The sequence below is a fragment of the Acidovorax sp. ACV01 genome (genome assembly GCF_014851495.1).
Lineage (GTDB): Bacteria > Pseudomonadota > Gammaproteobacteria > Burkholderiales > Burkholderiaceae_C > Acidovorax > Acidovorax radicis.
The window spans coordinates 586972-605065 of the sequence record NZ_JACUZT010000002.1; the positions used below are offsets into that span (position 1 = coordinate 586972).

Genomic DNA, 18094 nt, shown 5'->3' on the forward strand with positions numbered 1-18094 from the left:
ATGAGCCGTCGTCGCGTTGTCGTGACCGGCCTGGGATGCGTCAGCCCCGTGGGCAACACGGTGGCCGAATCCTGGGCCAACCTCCTTGCCGGAAGATCCGGCATTGATCTCATCACCAAGTTCGACGCGTCGAACTTCGCCTGCAAGATTGCGGGGGAGGTCAAAGGTCTTGACCTGGAGTCGTACATCAGCGCCAAGGATGCGCGCGCGATGGACAGCTTCATCCATTTCGGTATTGCAGCTGCTGCACAAGCAGTAGCAGATGCCGGCCTGCCCACGGGTGAAGCGCTCAGTGAAGAGTTTGCGACACGCATAGCCTGCGTGATCGGCTCGGGGATTGGTGGCTTGCCACTGATCGAAAATACGCACGCGGAGCTGGTCAATCGTGGCCCCCGGCGTATCACGCCGTTCTTTGTGCCGGCGTCCATCATCAATATGGTGGCGGGCCATGTGTCCATGCGTTTTGGCTTCAAGGGGCCCAACCTTGCTGTGGTGACGGCCTGTACGACGGGCCTGCATTGCATCGGCGAGGCGGGCCGCATGATCGAATACGGTGATGCGGATGTGGTGGTGGCGGGCGGTACCGAATCCACCGTGTCGCCGCTGGGCATCGGTGGTTTCGCTGCGATGCGTGCCCTGTCCACCCGCAACGATGACCCCAAGACCGCATCTCGCCCCTGGGACAAGGACCGCGATGGTTTTGTGCTGGGCGAGGGGGCCGGGGTCATGGTGCTCGAGGAATATGAGCACGCAAAAGCCCGGGGCGCCAAGATCTATGCGGAACTGTGCGGCTTTGGCATGAGTGCTGATGCCGGTCACATGACGGCGCCCAATATGGACGGCCCGCGCCGCGCCATGCTCAACGCCTTGCGCAACGCGGGCATGAACGCCGACGAAGTCGACTATCTCAACGCCCATGGCACTTCCACGCCTCTGGGTGATATCAACGAAACAAATGCGATCAAGGCGGCCTTGGGCGACCATGCTTACAAGACCGTGGTGAGTTCCACCAAATCCATGACTGGCCATCTGCTGGGCGGAGCCGGTGGGATCGAGAGCATTTTCACGGTGCTGGCCCTGCATGAGCAAAAGGTGCCGCCCACCATCAATTTGTTGAATCAGGATCCCGAGTGCGATCTGGATTACTGCGCCAATACGGCGCGGGACCTGAAGATCGACGTCGCAGTCAAAAACAACTTCGGTTTTGGCGGCACCAACGGGACGCTGGTTTTCAAGCGCGTCTGATTTTCTGGCAAGACGCTCTGCCGCCCGGAATGGCGAGGCCTGCTTGCCTAGTCGCAGTCATGCAATCCGTGGCGGTGTCGGCACGAGGCTGTGGTCTGTGTTGAGGGGGGGTCGGCCATGGCTGGGTGCCACTCCATGGGTGTGACGTCAAAGCGACCGCCAGCAGTGCTCTATCCCCTGCGGCGAAGTCGGATTTTGGGGCTCTTGTTGGTGGCTTTGCTGCTGGCCAGTGCAGGAGGGCTCGGCGCTTGGCTCGTCCAAAGCGGTGGCGCAGCTTCGCTATGGCCCGCTGTTGTGGCCAGTATCCTTTGGTGTCTGGCTGCTGCCAGCACATTTCATTGCTGGTTTTATCAGTTCTCTGGTGTTCTTCGCTGGGATGGTCAAGCCTGGACGCTGGAGTCCCCGAGCTCCGGTGTTGCAGGCATGGCGCTGTCTGCCCCCCCTGAAGTCCTTCTCGATGTGCAGTCATATTTGTGGCTGCATGCCTGTCCAATGGGAGGTGGCCGCATCTGGTTGTGGTTGGAGCGTTCCACACAGCCCGAGCGTTGGCTGGATCTGCGGCGTGCGGTATATTCGCGCGCCAGACCGGGCGCTGACAACGCTGACGCAACCGCCCCGGCCAGCAGCCGTGGGTGGGAATCTTGAGTATCCATGACTGTAACTCCGCCTTCCCCATCCGAAGATAGCGATCTCCAACTGGTGGAGCGTACGGTAGCGGGCGACCAGCGCGCCTATGAATTGCTGGTCATCAAGTACCAGCGCCGCATTGAGCGCCTCATTGGCCGGATGGTGCGCGACACCGACATTGTTCAGGATATAGCCCAGGAGACGTTCATCCGGGCGTACCGTGCGCTGCACCAGTTCCGGGGGGACGCACAGTTCTACACTTGGCTCTACCGGATCGCTGTCAATACTGCCAAAAAGGCGTTGATGGACATGAAGCGCAATCCGGTCATCTCCGAGAATGCGTTGCGGGGGAATGATGACGACGATGAAACTTCCCGCCTTGGACACGAACTAACCAGCGATGAAACTCCCGAAACGGTGCTCGCAGCCCGAGAAATTGCCCAAGCCGTGAATGCGGCCATGGAGGCATTGCCTGACGATCTGCGGCAGGCGGTAACGTTGCGTGAGATCGAAGGACTCAGTTACGAAGAGATTGCAACGGCCATGGATTGCCCCATCGGCACGGTGCGGTCACGGATTTTTCGGGCGCGTGAAGCCATTTCGGCAAGAGTGCGTCCCCTGCTTGAAAACCAGTCAGGCAAACGGTGGTGAGGTAATGAAATGAACAAGGCTGTACGAAGCGATGGGTTGGCAGGCGGTTCCGTGGTGAATGAGATGGGCAGGCGTGAGCAGCTGTCTGCGTTGGCCGATGGCCAATTGCAGGGGGATGAGATGACAGAAGCCCTGGCCTATGCCGCGCAAGCCGAAGGCCATGCCACTTGGCAGCTCTACCATCTGGTGGGGGATGTGTTGCGTTCTTCCGATCTGGCGCAGCCTGCCAATCCAGATTTCATGGCCCGGTTGCGCGGGGAATTGGCCAAGGAAGGCCCTGTTGCACGGCCGGAAGCCCGGACGCAGCAAGTGGAAGTGGTCGCCCCTGCGATGGAGAATGCCGCCAATGCGTCTGTCTTCCGCTGGAAGATGGTCGCGGGTTTTGCCTCTCTGGCCGCGGTTGCCGCCATTGGCTGGACCTCTTTGGCCACGTTGCCAGGCGGTGGTGTCCCCGGGGCTTCTGGTGGCGCTCAGCTGGTACTGTCGCCTGAAGTGCCTCCGAGCGCTGGCGGTGCGCCCGTGGTCTCGGTGGCCGATGCCGACGGTGGGCAGCAGGTGATGATTCGGGATCCTCGCCTGGACGAGTTGCTCGCGGCCCACAAGCAGTTTGGCAGTACGTCTGCACTGCAGATGCCTGCAGGTTTCTTGCGCAATGCGACCTTTGAGACGCCCAGCCGTTGAGTCTGGGTGGCGCATGTGACCTTGTGCTGAGATCTTGCGATGGGCAATATAGGGGTTGCGGGTGGTTGGTCGGGTGTGCTGCGCCGCCAGTTCAAACCTTGGATGATGGCAGCGCTTTGCGCGACGGAGCTTTCCGTCGCGATGGGTGCGCCTCCCGTCGAGAGTTCGCTTAGTTCTGCAGGGGAAATAGCCCCGGCGCCGATAGAGCGAAGTCTTGTCCAGTGGATCGAGCGCATGCACAACGCTCCTTGTGCGCGCCCTTATGCCGGTACTTTTGTGGTTTTGGCTGCTTCCGGCGCGATGGCCAGCTCGCGCATCTGGCATGCGTGTGATGGGCCGCTGCAGATGGAGCGCGTAGAGGCGTTGACTGGCACGCCACGGACTATTTTCCGGCGCAATGATGAGGTGCGTACTTTCTGGCCTCAGGCACGTGTGGTGCGCTCGGATCGCCGCGAAGCCTCTGGACTGTTTCCGCGTGTTCCCGTTGTCGACGGTACTTCGATTTCCCAGTTCTATTCCGCGCGTTCCGTGGGGCTGGAGCGGGTTGCGGGTTTCGTTGCTGATGTAGTGTGGTTCAAGCCTGTGGACTCGCTGCGTTTCGGATACAAGCTATGGAGCGAGCGGGAGACAGGCCTGGTTGTGAAGCTGCAGACCTTGGGCGCAAATGGACGCGTTCTGGAACAGGCTGCCTTCTCGGAGCTGGACTTGAACGCGCCGGTACGCGTGGAGCAGCTCTCGCGCCTGATGGATGCGACGGCAGGCTATAAGGTGGTGGCTCCGGCCGTGGTCAAGACCACAGCCACTGCGCAGGGCTGGGCCCTGCGCCAGCCCATTGCGGGTTTTGTTCCCGTGAGTTGCCATCGGCGCTCGGTGTCCGTCGACGACGATGCTCAGGGCGTTCTGCAATGCCTCTACTCCGACGGCCTTGCATCGGTATCTTTGTTCATCGAGCCGTTTGATCCCCAGCGCCATCCCGCCCAGCCCCAGATTTCGAACATGGGTGCCACGCAACTGCTTGCACAGCGCATCTTGGCCGATGTGTGGCTTACAGCGGTGGGGGAGGTTCCCCTTCAGACCCTTCGTCTGTTTGCAGGTCAGTTGGAGCGCACACGCTGACTCTGGTGTCTGCCGGAGTAAGGCTGGTTGTTGCTACCTCTACGCCAGCGCGGTGGCACGCAGGGTTGCAGGGGTATGCAAAGCGCCTTCCGATGCGGGAACCAAATGGCCGCACACTCTTCACAGTTACACACGGTTAATGACTGTATTTGCTACCAATCACGAAAGGTCGATGATGCCGAAGTTCGATGGAAATGTGCTGCGCTCCGTAGCATTTGCGTGCATGTTTGCTGGGGTTGTCGGGGGAGGGCTTTTGCCGCAAGCGGCGATCGCTCAGCCTGCCGCCGCCGTTCGTGGCCTGCCAGACTTTACGGATCTGGTGGACCAGGTGGGGCCATCGGTGGTCAATATCCGGACGGTGGAAAAAGCGTCGAGCCGTGCAAGTGCAAATGGGATGGACGAGGAGATGCTGGAGTTCTTTCGCCGTTTTGGCGTGCCGATTCCTAACGCGCCTAGGCAGCAACGTCCCCAGCGGCCGCAAGACGATGAGCAACCCCGCGGCGTGGGCTCAGGCTTCATCCTGACTGCGGATGGGTTTGTGATGACCAATGCGCATGTCGTGGACGGGGCGGATGAGGTGATTGTGACGCTCACCGACAAGCGTGAGTTCAAGGCCAAGATCATTGGCGCGGACAAGCGAACCGATGTGGCTGTGGTCAAGATCGAGGCGATGGGCCTGCCTGCCGTCAAGGTGGGCGATGTGGGGCGCTTGCGGGTGGGGGAATGGGTGATGGCGATCGGATCTCCCTTCGGGCTGGAGAACACGGTGACTGCGGGCATCGTGAGTGCCAAGCAGCGAGATACTGGGGATTACCTGCCGTTCATTCAGACCGATGTGGCCATCAACCCGGGGAACTCGGGAGGCCCGCTCATCAATATGCGCGGTGAGGTCGTGGGGATCAACAGCCAGATCTATTCGCGCTCTGGCGGTTTCATGGGTATTTCATTTGCGATTCCCATGGATGAGGCCATCCGCGTGAGTGAGCAGTTGCGCGCATCTGGGCGGGTCACACGGGGCCGCATTGGTGTGCAGATCGGGCAGGTCACCAAAGACGTTGCAGAGTCCATTGGTTTGGGCAAGGCCCAGGGGGCGCTAGTGACCGGGGTGGAGGCCGGATCACCCGCAGATAAGGCGGGTGTAGAGGCTGGCGACATCATCACCCGTTTCGATGGCAAGTCCATCGAGAAGGTTGCGGATCTGCCCCGGCTGGTCGGCAACACCAAGCCCGGCAGCAAAAGCACCATGACCGTATTTCGCCGAGGCGCCTCGCGGGATCTAGGTATCACCATCGCCGAAATCGAGCCCGACAAGCCGGCTGCCAAAACAGCGGAGCGTGAAGAGAAACCCAAGGCTTCAGCCGCTGCACAACAGATGGGATTGGCGGTGACGGAGCTTTCGGACGCCCAGAAGAAGGAACTCAAGATCAAGGGCGGGGTGCTGGTGGCGACTGCCACGGAAGCCGCTGCGCGGGCTGGCCTGCGCGAAGGGGATGTGATTCTTGCGATCGCCAACACTGAAGTGTCCGGTGTGAAGGAGTTTGAGGCTGCACTGACCAAGGCTGACAAGAGCAAAGCCATCAATGTGCTGTATCGGCGCGGTGATTGGGCTCAATATGCTTTGATCCGTCCAGGTCGCTGACGAGCGTTGTGACAAGTGGGGCGATGGGGTCGGCCAATGTCCTCACTTCAGCAATGGATGTTTGGTGTGGGCTTCGGCGTTGGTTTTTTTACTTTCCCTTCTGTTGACGGCAAAAGTTAGCCGAGGCTAACTTTTTTAAAGTCTATCAACTGATTTCGATAGAATAGAGCCCCCTGTTCAACGCTAATTCATATATTGGCCGGACACTGATTCACGATGCGGGATGTGGCAGCGCAATACACAGCTGATCCACAGCTCACCCACAAGTTGTCCAGCGTTGTAGTTGTGCGGACTGTGGATAAGTTGTTAATAAATTTCCTGTTGCACCCTGGCCACTCCCCTCGGATGCATTCGGATGGGCTTTTTCCTGCGGGCTTTTTGCCTACAATGAAGCTCCAACTATCGCAGTTGCCAATGATTGTTGGTTCAGGGCGCGTCGCCATTCGACGCGCCCTTTTTTCTTGTGTGCTCCGTTTTAATTCAATCACTTGACGCTTTCCGTTGATGAACCACATCAGAAATTTTTCCATCATTGCGCACATCGACCATGGCAAGTCGACGCTTGCGGATCGCTTGATTCAGCGCTGTGGAGGGCTGGCTGACCGTGATATGGAGGCCCAGGTTCTGGACTCGATGGATATCGAAAAAGAGCGTGGGATAACCATCAAGGCGCAGACCGCAGCGCTGCAATACAAGGCGCAAGATGGACAGGTCTACAACCTCAATCTGATCGACACGCCCGGGCACGTGGACTTCTCGTATGAAGTGAGTCGCTCGTTGTCGGCATGCGAGGGCGCGTTGTTGGTGGTCGATGCTTCACAGGGCGTTGAAGCTCAGACCGTTGCGAACTGCTACACGGCGCTGGACCTGGGTGTCGAGGTCGTGCCGGTGCTGAACAAGATGGATCTGCCCAATGCCGATCCCGACAACGCCAAGGCCGAGATCGAAGACGTGATCGGTATCGATGCCACCGACGCCATCCCGTGTTCTGCCAAGACCGGCATGGGCATCGACGAGATCCTCGAAGCCATCGTGGCCAAAGTGCCCGCGCCGCGCGGCAAGGCCGACGGCCCACTGCGCGCGATGATCATCGACAGCTGGTTCGACAGCTATGTGGGCGTGGTGATGCTGGTGCGTGTGGTGGATGGTCGCTTGCTCAAGGGCGAGCGCATCAAGATGATGGCCAGTGGAGCGGTGTACAACGCGGACAACCTTGGGGTGTTCACGCCTGCCAACGAGCCCCGCGATTCACTCAACGCAGGGCAGGTGGGTTACATCATTGCGGGCATCAAGGAGTTGCAGGCAGCCAAGGTGGGCGACACGATCACGCTCGAAAAAAAGTTGCCCAACAACGCAGGTCCTGCGGCCGAGGCGTTGCCGGGCTTCAAGGAAATTCAGCCCCAGGTGTTTGCAGGGTTGTATCCCACCGAGGCCAGCGAATACGACTCGCTGCGTGATGCGCTCGAAAAACTCAAGCTCAATGACGCCTCTTTGCACTACGAGCCCGAAGTGAGCCAGGCGCTAGGCTTTGGCTTTCGCTGCGGCTTCCTGGGCCTGTTGCACATGGAGATCGTGCAGGAGCGTCTGGAGCGCGAGTTCGACCAGGACCTCATCACGACGGCGCCCAGCGTGGTCTACCAGGTGGTCAAGGCCGATGGTGAAGTGATCATGGTCGAGAACCCCTCCAAGATGCCCGACCAGGGGCGGCTGGAGGAAATCCGCGAGCCCATCGTCACGGTGCATCTGTATATGCCCCAGGACTATGTGGGCCCGGTGATGACGCTGGCCAACCAGAAGCGCGGCGTGCAGATGAACATGGCGTACCACGGTCGCCAGGTGATGCTCACCTACGAAATGCCGCTGGGTGAAATCGTGCTCGACTTTTTCGACAAGCTCAAGTCCGTGTCGCGCGGCTATGCGTCCATGGACTACGAGTTCAAGGAATACCGCGCGTCCGACGTGGTGAAGGTGGACATCCTTCTGAACGGCGAAAAGGTGGACGCTTTGTCCATCATCGTGCACCGCTCACAATCGCAGTACCGTGGCCGTGCCGTGGTCGCCAAGATGCGCGAGATCATCAGTCGCCAGATGTACGACGTGGCCATTCAGGCGGCCATTGGTGCCAACATCATTGCGCGCGAGACCATCAAGGCTTTGCGTAAGAACGTGCTGGCAAAATGTTATGGCGGCGATGTGAGCCGCAAACGCAAGCTTCTTGAGAAGCAGAAAGCAGGCAAAAAACGCATGAAACAGATCGGATCGGTTGAAGTGCCCCAAGAGGCATTTCTGGCCATTTTGCAGGTGGAAGATTGATGCTTCAGTTCATGCAGATTCTCACGTCCCTGGTGCTGGCCGCATTTGGTGGTTATATCGGCGCCTGGTACTTTGGTGCCGTCGAGGGCAATTTCGCCTTGCTCTTGTTCCTGGCCACGGTGGTGACCGGGGCGTACTGGCTGGCCGAGCGGTTTTACTTTCTGCCACAGCGCCGCCGGGCGGCCCAGGCCATTGAAGATGCCGCCATCGAGCGCCGTGCGGAGTTGGACCGCATGGGCATCCAGAAGGTCGATGTGGACGTGCGGGAGGCCAAGGGGCGGCTGCTCATGCAGCCCTGGTGGCTGGACTGGACGGCCGGGCTTTTCCCGGTCATCGTCGCTGTGTTCCTGTTGCGGTCCTTTCTTTTTGAACCCTTCAAGATTCCATCGGGCTCCATGATTCCCACGCTGCTGGTGGGTGACCTGATCTTGGTGAACAAATTCACCTACGGAGTCCGCCTGCCGGTCATCCACACCAAGATCACAGAAGGCACCAAGCCTGCGCGCGGGGATGTCCTGGTGTTCCGCTACCCACCTCAGCCGAGCCTCGACTACATCAAGCGGGTAGTGGGGGTGCCTGGTGACGAGGTGGCGTACATCAACAAGCGCCTCACGGTGAACGGCCAGGCCGTTGATACCAAGGCCCTGCAGGACTTTTTCGAAGAAGATTCGATGCGCTATTTCAAGCAGTTTGAAGAGCAATTGGGCGTCCAGCCCCACCGCTTGCTGAACAACCCAGATGTGCCAGCCTTTGTGCAGGGTGCCAGCAATTTTGCCTATCGCAAGAACTGCCGCTACAGTGTTGAGGGTGTCGTGTGCAAGGTGCCGGAGGGCCACTACTTCATGATGGGTGATAACCGGGACAACTCGCTCGATTCACGCTATTGGGGATTTGTTCCAGAGGGCAACATTGTCGGGAAGGCCTTTTTTGTCTGGATGAATTTCGGCAATCTCAAGCGGATTGGTTCGTTTCATTGATGGATGGTCAACTTTTTAGAACATTGGAGGGGAAAAACATGCATATCAATCGTTCCAGCAGCCCATTTCGGCAACGTGGCATGTCATTCATTGGCGTGGTGTTCATCGGGTTGATCGCGGTGGCTGCATTTGCGATTGGCGGGCAGTCTGTCCCGATTTTTCTGGAGTACCAGGCGATCAGCAAGGCTGCGAACAAAGCCGCCAAGGAAGCCTCCACGGTCCCGGAGGTTCGAGCTATTTTTGATCGTGCCGGAGCGATTGACAACATTAGCTCTATCCAGGGCAAGGATCTGGAAATTGCCAAGCGTGGTGACAACAAGATCGTGGTTTCCTATAAGTATTCCCGCGAGATTGCGCTGGCAGGCCCGGCATATCTTGTCTATCGCTTTGAAGGACAGACCAACTAGTGCACCCCGGCCTTCAAACGCTGCAGGCTCGCCTGCAGCATGTTTTTTCCGATCCATCACTTCTCCAGCGCGCCACCACGCACCGCAGTTTTTCGGCCGACCACAATGAGCGGCTGGAGTTTCTGGGTGATTCCGTTTTGAATCTGGCGGTCGCGAGCCTGCTCTATCGGCAGTTGTCGGCATTGCCAGAAGGCGATTTGTCCCGCGTGCGTGCCAACCTCGTCAAGCAGGACACCCTGCACCAGCTGGCTCTGGGCCTCAAGATTTCCGAGGTGCTGCGTTTGGGGGAGGGGGAGTCCAAATCGGGCGGCCAGCAGCGCCCGTCCATCCTGGCCGATGCACTGGAGGCGTTGATTGGCGCGGTGTACCTGGATGCCGGGTACACGAGTGCCGAAGCGTTGGTGCACCGCCTTTTTCAGGGGGTGGAGATCAATCCTCAGATGCAGGCCGCGTCCAAGGACGCCAAGACCGCATTGCAGGAGTTGCTCCAGGGCCGCAAAATGAAGCTGCCGCAGTACAAGGTCGTCGCCACAGTGGGCGCTGCACACCGTCAGACCTTCGACGTCGAGTGCGATATTCCCGAACTGGGCCTCACCGAACGTGGTATCGGTGGCTCCCGCCGGGCGGGCGAGCAGGCTGCCGCGGCTGCCATGCTGGCCACATTGAAAGCAAAGAAATTATGAATGATGCTACCAAAGATGTAGCGGGTGACGAAGGCCAAGAAAGCGCTGGAGTGCAAAATGACCTCGAAGCCATGCTAGCGGCAGCTGGTTCCCCTGCCGCCGTGCCAGGCCAACGCTGTGGCGTGATCGCCATCGTGGGCAAGCCCAACGTGGGAAAGTCCACGCTGCTCAATGCCCTGGTGGGGCAGAAGATCAGCATCACCTCGCGCAAGGCGCAGACCACGCGGCACCGCATCACCGGCATCCGCACGCGCGAGCAGACGCAGTTCATCTTCGTGGACACGCCGGGTTTCCAGACGCGCCACGCCACAGCGCTCAACAAGTCACTCAACAAGACCGTGATGGGCGCCATTGGCGACGTGGACCTGATCCTCTTCGTGGTCGAGGCGGGCAACTTCACGCTGGCCGATGCCAAGGTGCTCTCGCTGTTCAAACCCGGCATTCCCACGCTGCTGCTGGCCAACAAGCTCGACATGGTGCACCGCCGTGCGGAGCTGGCCCCCTGGCTCAAGAGCATGCAGGAGCGCCATCCGTTTGCCGAGTTCGTGCCCATGTCAGCCAAGAACAAGGGCGACATCGAGCGCCTTTTTGGCATCTGCGCCAAGTACCTGCCCGAGCAAGGCTGGTGGTACGGCGAAGACGAGCTGACGGACCGCAGCGAGAAGTTCCTGGCCTCGGAGACGGTGCGCGAAAAGCTGTTCCGCTTCACGGGCGACGAACTGCCTTACACCTCGACTGTGGTGATCGACAAGTTTGAGGAAGAAGCCAGCAAGCAGCACAAACGCCTGGTGAAGATCGCAGCCACCATCGTGGTCGAGCGCGACAACCACAAGATGATGGTGATTGGCGACAAGGGTGAGCGCTTGAAGCGCATCGGCACCGAAGCGCGGCAAGAGCTGGAAAAACTCATGGACGCCAAAGTTTTCCTGGAGTTGTGGGTCAAGGTGCGGTCCGGCTGGGCGGACGACGAGGCCCGTGTTCGCTCGTTTGGCTACGAGTAAGTCCGGGTGTGTGGTGGGCGCCAGCCCATCCGGCGGGGCCATCGCCCTGCCACAGCCTCCGTGTTTTCCGGCCTGACCGACACTGAACCCCACTGCTGATCCACTGTGGCTGCTGCCAAGCGCATTTCTGATGAACCCGCCTTCGTGCTGCACAGCTACGACTGGAGCGAGTCCAGCCTGATCCTGGAAGTCTTCTGCCGACGCCAGGGCCGGGTGGCGCTGGTGGCCAAGGGCGCCAAGAAGCCTACCTCCAACTTCCGCCCCGTGTTGTTGCCGCTGCAGCCACTGTTGCTCACCTACAGCCTGGCGGGCGACGGCAGCGCGGACATCCACACCCTCAAAGGTGCGGAGTGGGTCGGCGGCCATGTGATGCCCACCGGCGATGCCCTGCTGTCGGGCATGTACCTCAACGAGCTACTGCTGCGCCTGCTGGCGCGCGCCGATCCGCACGCGGCCCTGTTCGACGCCTATGCCGGTGTGGTGCGCGTGCTGGCCAGCGAACACGGCGATGCGTTGGAGCCTGTGCTGCGCAGCTTCGAACTCCTGCTGCTGCGCGAGATCGGCTTGCTGCCCAGCCTGGATGTGCAGACCATGACCCTCGCGCCGCTCCATGCGGGTACCCGTTATGCCCTGGTGCCCGAGGGCGGGCTGCGCACGGCATCTTCCTCCGACCGTGCGTGTTTGCTGGGCAGCCAGTGGCAAGCCCTGCAGCATGCGCTGGACGACGAAACCGCCAGCTACACCGCCACCTTGCGGGCCTGCGCACCCGTGGCCACCGAACTCAAACCCCAGTTGCGCGCCGTGCTGCAATACCATTGCGGCAGCCCGACGCTGCGCACCCGCCAGCTCATGATCGATCTGCAGGCCCTATGAACCCGACCTCACGCACATCCCAAGCCTCCCACGCCACGGCCCTCTCGGTCAATGTCAACAAGGTCGCCTTGTTGCGCAACACGCGCCATCTGGGCATTCCCAGCGTTACCCGCGCGGCCGAGCTGTGCCTGCAGGCCGGCGCGCAGGGCATCACCGTGCACCCCCGGCCCGACGAGCGGCACATCCGCAGCCAGGATGTGTTCGAGCTGGCAACGCTGATGAAGGCCTGGCCCGACCGCGAATACAACATCGAGGGCAACCCGTCGCAGAACCTGATGGATTTCATCCGCCAGGTGCGTCCCCACCAGGCCACCTTTGTGCCCGACAGTGAAGACCAGTTCACCAGCGACCACGGCTGGAGCTTTCCGCAGGATGCCGAGCGCCTGGCGCCGCTGATCGCCGAGTGCAAGGCACTGGGCGTGCGCGTGAGCCTGTTCATGGACCCGGTGCCCGAACAGATGGCGGCCGCCAAGGCGGTGGGCGCCGACCGGGTGGAGCTGTACACCGAGCCCTATGCCGCCGCCTGGGGCACGCAGCAGCAGGAGGTTGAGCTAAAACGCTACGCCACCGCCGCCCAGGCCGCGCTGGATGCAGGCCTGGGCGTGAACGCAGGCCACGACCTCAACCGCGACAACCTTGCCGCCTTTGTGCGCGAGGTGCCCGGCGTGCTCGAGGTCTCGATTGGTCACGCCCTCATTGCCGACACGCTGGAACTGGGCTACGCCGCCACGGTGTTGGCCTACCTGGGCTGCATCCGGTCGGGTTTTGCGGCACAGGTAGATAACCCCTGATTTGATAGCTGCTTGCGCTTGATAGGTAAGCGCTAGCAGCCAATTTGATTCAATAAAACATGATCTACGGCATTGGCACCGACATCTGCGACGTGCGCCGCATCGCGGCCAGCCTGGAGCGCCACGGCGAGCGTTTTGCCCAGAAGGTGCTGGCCGACGGCGAACTGGCCACCTGGCGCGAGAGGAGCAGCCGCTGGCCCGACCGGGGCCTGCGCTACCTGGCCACGCGGTTCTCTGCCAAGGAAGCGTTCAGCAAAGCCATTGGCCTGGGCATGCGCATGCCCATGACCTGGCGCCACTGCGAGGTCGCCAAGCTGCCATCTGGCCAGCCGGTCATCGTGTTGCACGGGGCGCTCAAGGAATGGTTCGATGCCAAAGGGCTTAAGGTGCACCTCAGCGTGACCGACGAGACCGACTACGCCGCCAGCTTCTGTGTGGTAGAGGAATCTGAATAAAAATAGGCTCTGGCGCTTGATAGATAAGCGCTGGTAGCTATTGTTTGAATAGCATTTTTGAGTTTGAGCCAACACACCATGACCGAACACGCCCCCCTCATTCTCGACGTGGCAGGCCTTGAACTGACCGCTGCCGACCGCCGCCGCCTGGCCCACCCGCTGACCGGCGGCGTGATCCTGTTTGCCCGCAACTGGGAAAACCGCGCACAGCTGCTGCAGCTCACCAGCAGCATCAAGGCCGTGCGTGACGACCTGCTGATCTGCGTGGACCATGAAGGCGGGCGCGTGCAGCGCTTTCGTACCGATGGCTTCACGCACCTGCCACCCATGCGCGCGCTGGGCGAGATGTGGATGGATGACGGCAAAGGTGCCAAGGCCGTGCCCGGCAGCGGCGCGCTGCGTGCCACCAACGCAGCCACGGCCGCGGGCTACGTGCTCGGGGCCGAGCTGCGCGCCTGTGGCGTGGATTTCAGCTTCACGCCTGTGTTGGACCTGGACTGGGGTGAAAGCGGTGTGATCGGCGACCGCGCCTTTCACCGCGACCCGCGTGTGGTGGCGCTGCTCGCCAAGAGCCTCATGCATGGTCTGCTGCAGGCCGGCATGGCCAACTGCGGCAAACACTTTCCCGGCCACGGCTTCGTCAAGGCCGACTCGCACACCGAGGTGCCGGTGGACAAGCGCAGCCTCAAGGCCATCCTGGCCGACGATGCCGCGCCGTACCCCTGGCTCAGCAGCACGCTCACCAGCGTGATGCCGGCCCATGTGATCTACCCCAAGGTCGACAGCCGCCCCGCAGGCTTCTCGCAGCGCTGGCTGCAGGACATCCTGCGCCGCCAGATGCGTTTTGATGGCGCGATCTTCAGTGACGACCTCAGCATGGAAGGTGCACGGCGCCTGGACGGCCAGGTGGTCAGCTACACCGACGCGGCCGTGGCGGCGCTGGAGGCAGGTTGTGACCTGGTACTGCTGTGCAACCAGAGCGTGGGTGATGGCAAGGCCGTGGATGAACTCATCGATGGCCTGGAAAAGGCCCAGAAGCAGGGCCGCTGGCAGCCGAGTGTGGACAGCGAGTCCCGCCGCCTGGCGCTGCTGCCGGAAACCCTGCCGCAGGCCTGGGACGACCTGATGTACCAACCCGCCTACTTGCAGGCGCTGGACCTGCTGCCCTGAACCGCCGAGAGCGCGTGGCCTCGTGCAAGGCCACCCAGTGCGGCTCTCCCGACTTTTCTCACTATGGCGTGTTGAAGGGTCCTGGCGTGACCGGCGGCGGGGCTGCCGGTGCACTCTCTGTGGCATCCGCAACGCTGGCATGGGCGGGGGGCGCAGGGGGGGGGGGCACCCCCTGAAATCTGCGCACCACGCGCTGAAACACCAGCGCATTCGGAATCTGCAGCCAGGCCACCTGGCCCGTCGCTGCGCCATGGTCCTCCAGCGTGGTGTAGAGCAGGTTGATGTCCACCACGCGCCCCTTGGCGCCGGGTTTTTCGGCGGTGTCCAGCACCTCGATGTAGTCACCAATCCGGAAAGGCCGCACGGTAAAGATCAGCAGCGCACAAAACAGGTTGGAGAGCACGCTCCACGCCGCGAAGAAGGCCACGGCCCCCACAGTGGCAAACCCGGTGAACGCGGTCCAGAGCACGGTGGCCGAAACCCCCATGCGCTCCAGCACCAGCAGCAGGGCGCTGGCCACGATGAACCAGCGGATCAGCCCGTTCATGGGCACCACCAGCTCGTCGGGCACCTGGTAGTGCGCGCTGGCACGGCGCACGATGCGGCGCAGCACCCGTTGCAGCAGCCAGGCGACAAAGAGGATCAGCAGGATCTGCGTGCCGGGGATGATGACTTCGAGCCAGTCCTGCACCCAGTCTGGAAGGCGGGTTTTCAGAACCTGCATGCGCGAAACGGCGGTGCGGGCGTTGCGCTCGGTGGCGTCAAACGAGAAGGCGGAAAAGAAACTCAATTGCGCAATTGCTCCACGGTATCCATCTGCATTTCAAAACTGAAAAAGCGGTTGCGGCCCTGCGCCTTGGCGGCATACAGGGCCTGGTCGGCCCGCATGATCATGCTTTCGGCGTTGGTACTGTCGTCGGGCACACAGGTGGTAATGCCGCCTGACAGCGTCAGCGTGTCGCCCAGTGGCGAATCCGCATGCGGAATGGCGCGCACCTTCAGCAGCTGCCCCAGGGCGCGCGCGAAGGTCATGGCGCCCGAGCGTGGCGTGTTGGGCAGGATGAGGGCGAATTCCTCGCCGCCGTAGCGCGAGGCGATGTCACGCGGGCGCACACACACCTCGCGCAGCAGGCGGCCTACTTCCTTCAGGCAGGCATCGCCTTGCACATGCCCGCTGGCGTCGTTGAAGAGCTTGAAGTGGTCCAGATCGCACAGCATCAGCGTGAGCGGCGTCGCTTCGCGGCGTGCGGCCAGGATCTCGTTGTGCAGGATGCGGTCAAACCCCCGGCGGTTGACCAGGCCCGTGAGCGCATCGATTTCCACCATTTCGTTGAGTCGCTGGTTGGCCAGATGCAACTCGGCCGACACAGAGACGAGCCTGCGGCGCATGTCCAGCAGCCGGCGCATGGCGCGCAGCTTGGCCATCAGCACAATGGGCTTGACGGGTTTGACGAGGTAGTCGTCGCCCCCTACCTCAATGCCACGCCACACGTCGAGTTCGTTGTCCAGGCCCGACAGAAAGATGATGGGCGTCCAGTCCCCGGCTTCGCTGGCGCGCATCTGCTGGGCCACCCAGTAGCCGTCCTGGCCGGGCAGCCGGATGTCCAGCAGTACCAGATCTGGACGGTGGGTTTTGAACAGCTGCAGGGCGGCGTTGCCCTCGGGTGCCTCAAAGATGTCCGACACGCCCGCCCGCCGCAGCTCGGCCACCAGCGCAGCGCGGACGGAACCCTGGTCTTCCACCACCAGCACCGAAAAAGCATTGCCCGAGGGCAAGGGCTGGCTGGCCGGGTAGGGGGCATTGCTGGAGCTGAAGGGCACGGGGTGTCTCCTTGGGGCCGTCAAAGGGCGGGTCCGGGGTACCCCGAGTGCATCCGGGGCGTGCGATTCAGGACTCGCGGCGCAGCGCCGGGAACAGGATCACGTCGCGAATGCTGGGGCTGTCGGTCAGCAGCATCATCAGGCGGTCAATGCCGATGCCGCAACCCCCCGTGGGCGGCATGCCGTATTCCAGTGCGCGCACAAAATCATGGTCGTAGAACATGGCTTCGTCGTCGCCGCTGTCTTTGGCGGCCACCTGGGCGTGAAAGCGCGCGGCCTGGTCTTCGGCGTCGTTCAACTCGCTGAAGCCATTGCCGAACTCGCGGCCGGTGATGTACAGCTCAAAACGCTCCGTCACCTCGGGGCGGGTGTCGTTGGCGCGGGCCAGGGGCGAGATCTCGGTGGGGTGCTCCATGATGAAGGTGGGCATCCAGAGCTTGTCTTCCACCGTTTCTTCAAAGTACAGCACCTGCAGGCTGGCCAGCGACCGCGTGGACAGCTTGTTCTTTTCTTCGTTCAGGCCCAGCTTCTTCAGGGCGCTGATGAGCCAGGCGGCGTCGTCCACATGGGCGCCGGCCTCGGTGTACTGGAAGATGGCTTCACGGATGGTCAGGCGGGCAAACGGCTGCGTCAGGTCCACCGCACGGCCCTGGTAGGTCATCTGCAGCGAGCCTGTGGCCTTCAGTGCGACTTCACGGATCAAGGTCTCGGTGAAGTCCATCAGGTCCAGGTAGTTCCAGTACGCCGCGTAGAACTCCATCATGGTGAACTCGGGGTTGTGGCGCACCGAGATACCTTCGTTGCGGTAGCTGCGGTTGATCTCGAACACCCGCTCGAAACCGCCCACGATCAGGCGCTTCAGGTACAGCTCGGGGGCGATGCGCAGGTACATCTCCTGCTCCAGCGCGTTGTGGTGCGTGACAAACGGCTTGGCGTTGGCGCCACCCGGAATCGGGTGCAGCATGGGCGTCTCGACTTCGAGGAAGCCGTGGCTCACCATGAACTCGCGCAGCCCGCTCACAGCCTTGCTGCGCGCCATGAAGCGCTTGCGGGCCTGCTCGTCGGTGATCAGGTCCACATAGCGCTGGCGGTATTTCTGCTCCTGGTCGGCCATGCCGTGGAACTTGTCGGGCAGGGGGCGCAGACTCTTGGTCAAGAGGCGCAGGCCGGTCACCTTGACCGACAGTTCGCCGGTCTTGGTCTTCATCAGCGTACCTTCGGCGCCCACGATGTCGCCCAGGTCCCAGTGCTTGAAGGCGGCGTACAGGTCTTCGCCCACGGCATCGCGGGTCACATAAAGCTGGATGCGCCCGCCCACTTCGCCCAGCGACCCGTCCTGCACCGTGGCAAAACTGGCCTTGCCCATGACGCGCTTGAGCATCATGCGGCCGGCCACCGAGACATTCACCGGCGAGGCCTCCAGGGACTCGTTCGTGGCAGCGCTGTGTTCCAGGTGCAACTGGGCAGCCTTGTGGCCTGGCTTGAAGTTGTTGGGGAAGGCAACGCCACCGCCGTTGGCCTGGGCTTCGCGCAGAGCGCGGAGCTTTTCACGGCGCTCGGCGATGAGCTGGTTTTCGTCCTGGGGAGCGGGGGCGTGGTTTTGGTCTGACATAGGTGCCGTCGGTGCGGGGGCGTGAAATTTGG

The 18094-nt window shown here is 61.6% G+C and carries 17 protein-coding genes; 14 read left to right on the forward strand and 3 right to left on the reverse strand.

Annotation, left to right across the window (positions count from 1 at the left end; genetic code table 11):
- The 14 genes from fabF to nagZ all read left to right on the forward strand — a co-directional run bounded on the left by fabF (position 1) and on the right by nagZ (position 14629).
- Complete coding sequence (fabF, locus tag IB243_RS07205) at positions 1 to 1245, forward strand: beta-ketoacyl-ACP synthase II (protein WP_192425991.1); 1245 nt, start codon at positions 1 to 3, stop codon at positions 1243 to 1245.
- Positions 1246 to 1896: 651 nt separating this feature from the next.
- Entirely contained in the window at positions 1897 to 2523 is a 627-nt protein-coding gene (rpoE, locus tag IB243_RS07210; RefSeq protein ID WP_057226769.1) for an RNA polymerase sigma factor RpoE, read from the forward strand.
- 9 nt (positions 2524 to 2532) lie between these two features.
- Complete coding sequence (locus IB243_RS07215; protein ID WP_082606866.1) at positions 2533 to 3204, forward strand: sigma-E factor negative regulatory protein; 672 nt, start codon at positions 2533 to 2535, stop codon at positions 3202 to 3204.
- Between the two features lie 141 nt (positions 3205 to 3345).
- Entirely contained in the window at positions 3346 to 4320 is a 975-nt protein-coding gene (locus tag IB243_RS07220) for a MucB/RseB C-terminal domain-containing protein (protein ID WP_192426350.1), read from the forward strand.
- 172 nt (positions 4321 to 4492) lie between these two features.
- Positions 4493 to 5959 (forward strand): DegQ family serine endoprotease, encoded by a 1467-nt coding sequence (locus IB243_RS07225; protein WP_370540319.1) that lies wholly within the window; start codon positions 4493 to 4495, stop codon positions 5957 to 5959.
- Between the two features lie 504 nt (positions 5960 to 6463).
- Positions 6464 to 8272, forward strand: a complete 1809-nt coding sequence (gene lepA, locus IB243_RS07230) for a translation elongation factor 4 (RefSeq protein WP_057226774.1) — start codon at positions 6464 to 6466, stop codon at positions 8270 to 8272.
- Entirely contained in the window at positions 8272 to 9249 is a 978-nt protein-coding gene (lepB, locus tag IB243_RS07235; RefSeq protein ID WP_192425995.1) for a signal peptidase I, read from the forward strand. The genes lepA and lepB overlap by 1 nt, the downstream gene beginning before the upstream one ends.
- A 38-nt stretch (positions 9250 to 9287) precedes the next feature.
- Positions 9288 to 9656: a DUF4845 domain-containing protein gene (locus IB243_RS07240; RefSeq protein ID WP_057227248.1), complete on the forward strand. Its 369-nt coding sequence runs from the start codon at positions 9288 to 9290 to the stop codon at positions 9654 to 9656.
- A complete protein-coding gene (rnc, locus tag IB243_RS07245; protein ID WP_192425997.1) occupies positions 9656 to 10339 on the forward strand; it encodes a ribonuclease III in 684 nt (227 codons plus the stop codon). The genes IB243_RS07240 and rnc overlap by 1 nt, the downstream gene beginning before the upstream one ends.
- Positions 10336 to 11340, forward strand: a complete 1005-nt coding sequence (gene era / locus IB243_RS07250; RefSeq protein ID WP_010463755.1) for a GTPase Era — start codon at positions 10336 to 10338, stop codon at positions 11338 to 11340. Before rnc ends, era begins: the two co-directional genes overlap by 4 nt.
- A gap of 105 nt (positions 11341 to 11445) precedes the next feature.
- Positions 11446 to 12213, forward strand: a complete 768-nt coding sequence (gene recO / locus IB243_RS07255; protein WP_192425999.1) for a DNA repair protein RecO — start codon at positions 11446 to 11448, stop codon at positions 12211 to 12213.
- Entirely contained in the window at positions 12210 to 13004 is a 795-nt protein-coding gene (locus tag IB243_RS07260) for a pyridoxine 5'-phosphate synthase (protein ID WP_192426001.1), read from the forward strand. Before recO ends, IB243_RS07260 begins: the two co-directional genes overlap by 4 nt.
- Positions 13005 to 13063: 59 nt before the next feature.
- Entirely contained in the window at positions 13064 to 13459 is a 396-nt protein-coding gene (acpS, locus tag IB243_RS07265) for a holo-ACP synthase (protein WP_192426003.1), read from the forward strand.
- Between the two features lie 78 nt (positions 13460 to 13537).
- The gene (gene nagZ, locus IB243_RS07270; protein ID WP_192426005.1) at positions 13538 to 14629 is read left to right on the forward strand and encodes a beta-N-acetylhexosaminidase; all 1092 of its coding nucleotides are present in this window, start codon (positions 13538 to 13540) and stop codon (positions 14627 to 14629) included.
- Positions 14630 to 14690: 61 nt separating this feature from the next.
- Here the strand turns inward: nagZ and IB243_RS07275 are convergent, their stop codons facing one another.
- From IB243_RS07275 to lysS, 3 genes are all read right to left on the reverse strand, one after another.
- Complete coding sequence (locus IB243_RS07275) at positions 14691 to 15353, reverse strand: mechanosensitive ion channel family protein (RefSeq protein WP_029414066.1); 663 nt, start codon at positions 15351 to 15353, stop codon at positions 14691 to 14693.
- A gap of 62 nt (positions 15354 to 15415) precedes the next feature.
- Positions 15416 to 16450: a diguanylate cyclase domain-containing protein gene (locus IB243_RS07280; protein ID WP_010463761.1), complete on the reverse strand. Its 1035-nt coding sequence runs from the start codon at positions 16448 to 16450 to the stop codon at positions 15416 to 15418.
- Between the two features lie 67 nt (positions 16451 to 16517).
- Entirely contained in the window at positions 16518 to 18062 is a 1545-nt protein-coding gene (gene lysS, locus IB243_RS07285) for a lysine--tRNA ligase (protein ID WP_192426006.1), read from the reverse strand.
- Positions 18063 to 18094: the final 32 nt, after the last annotated feature.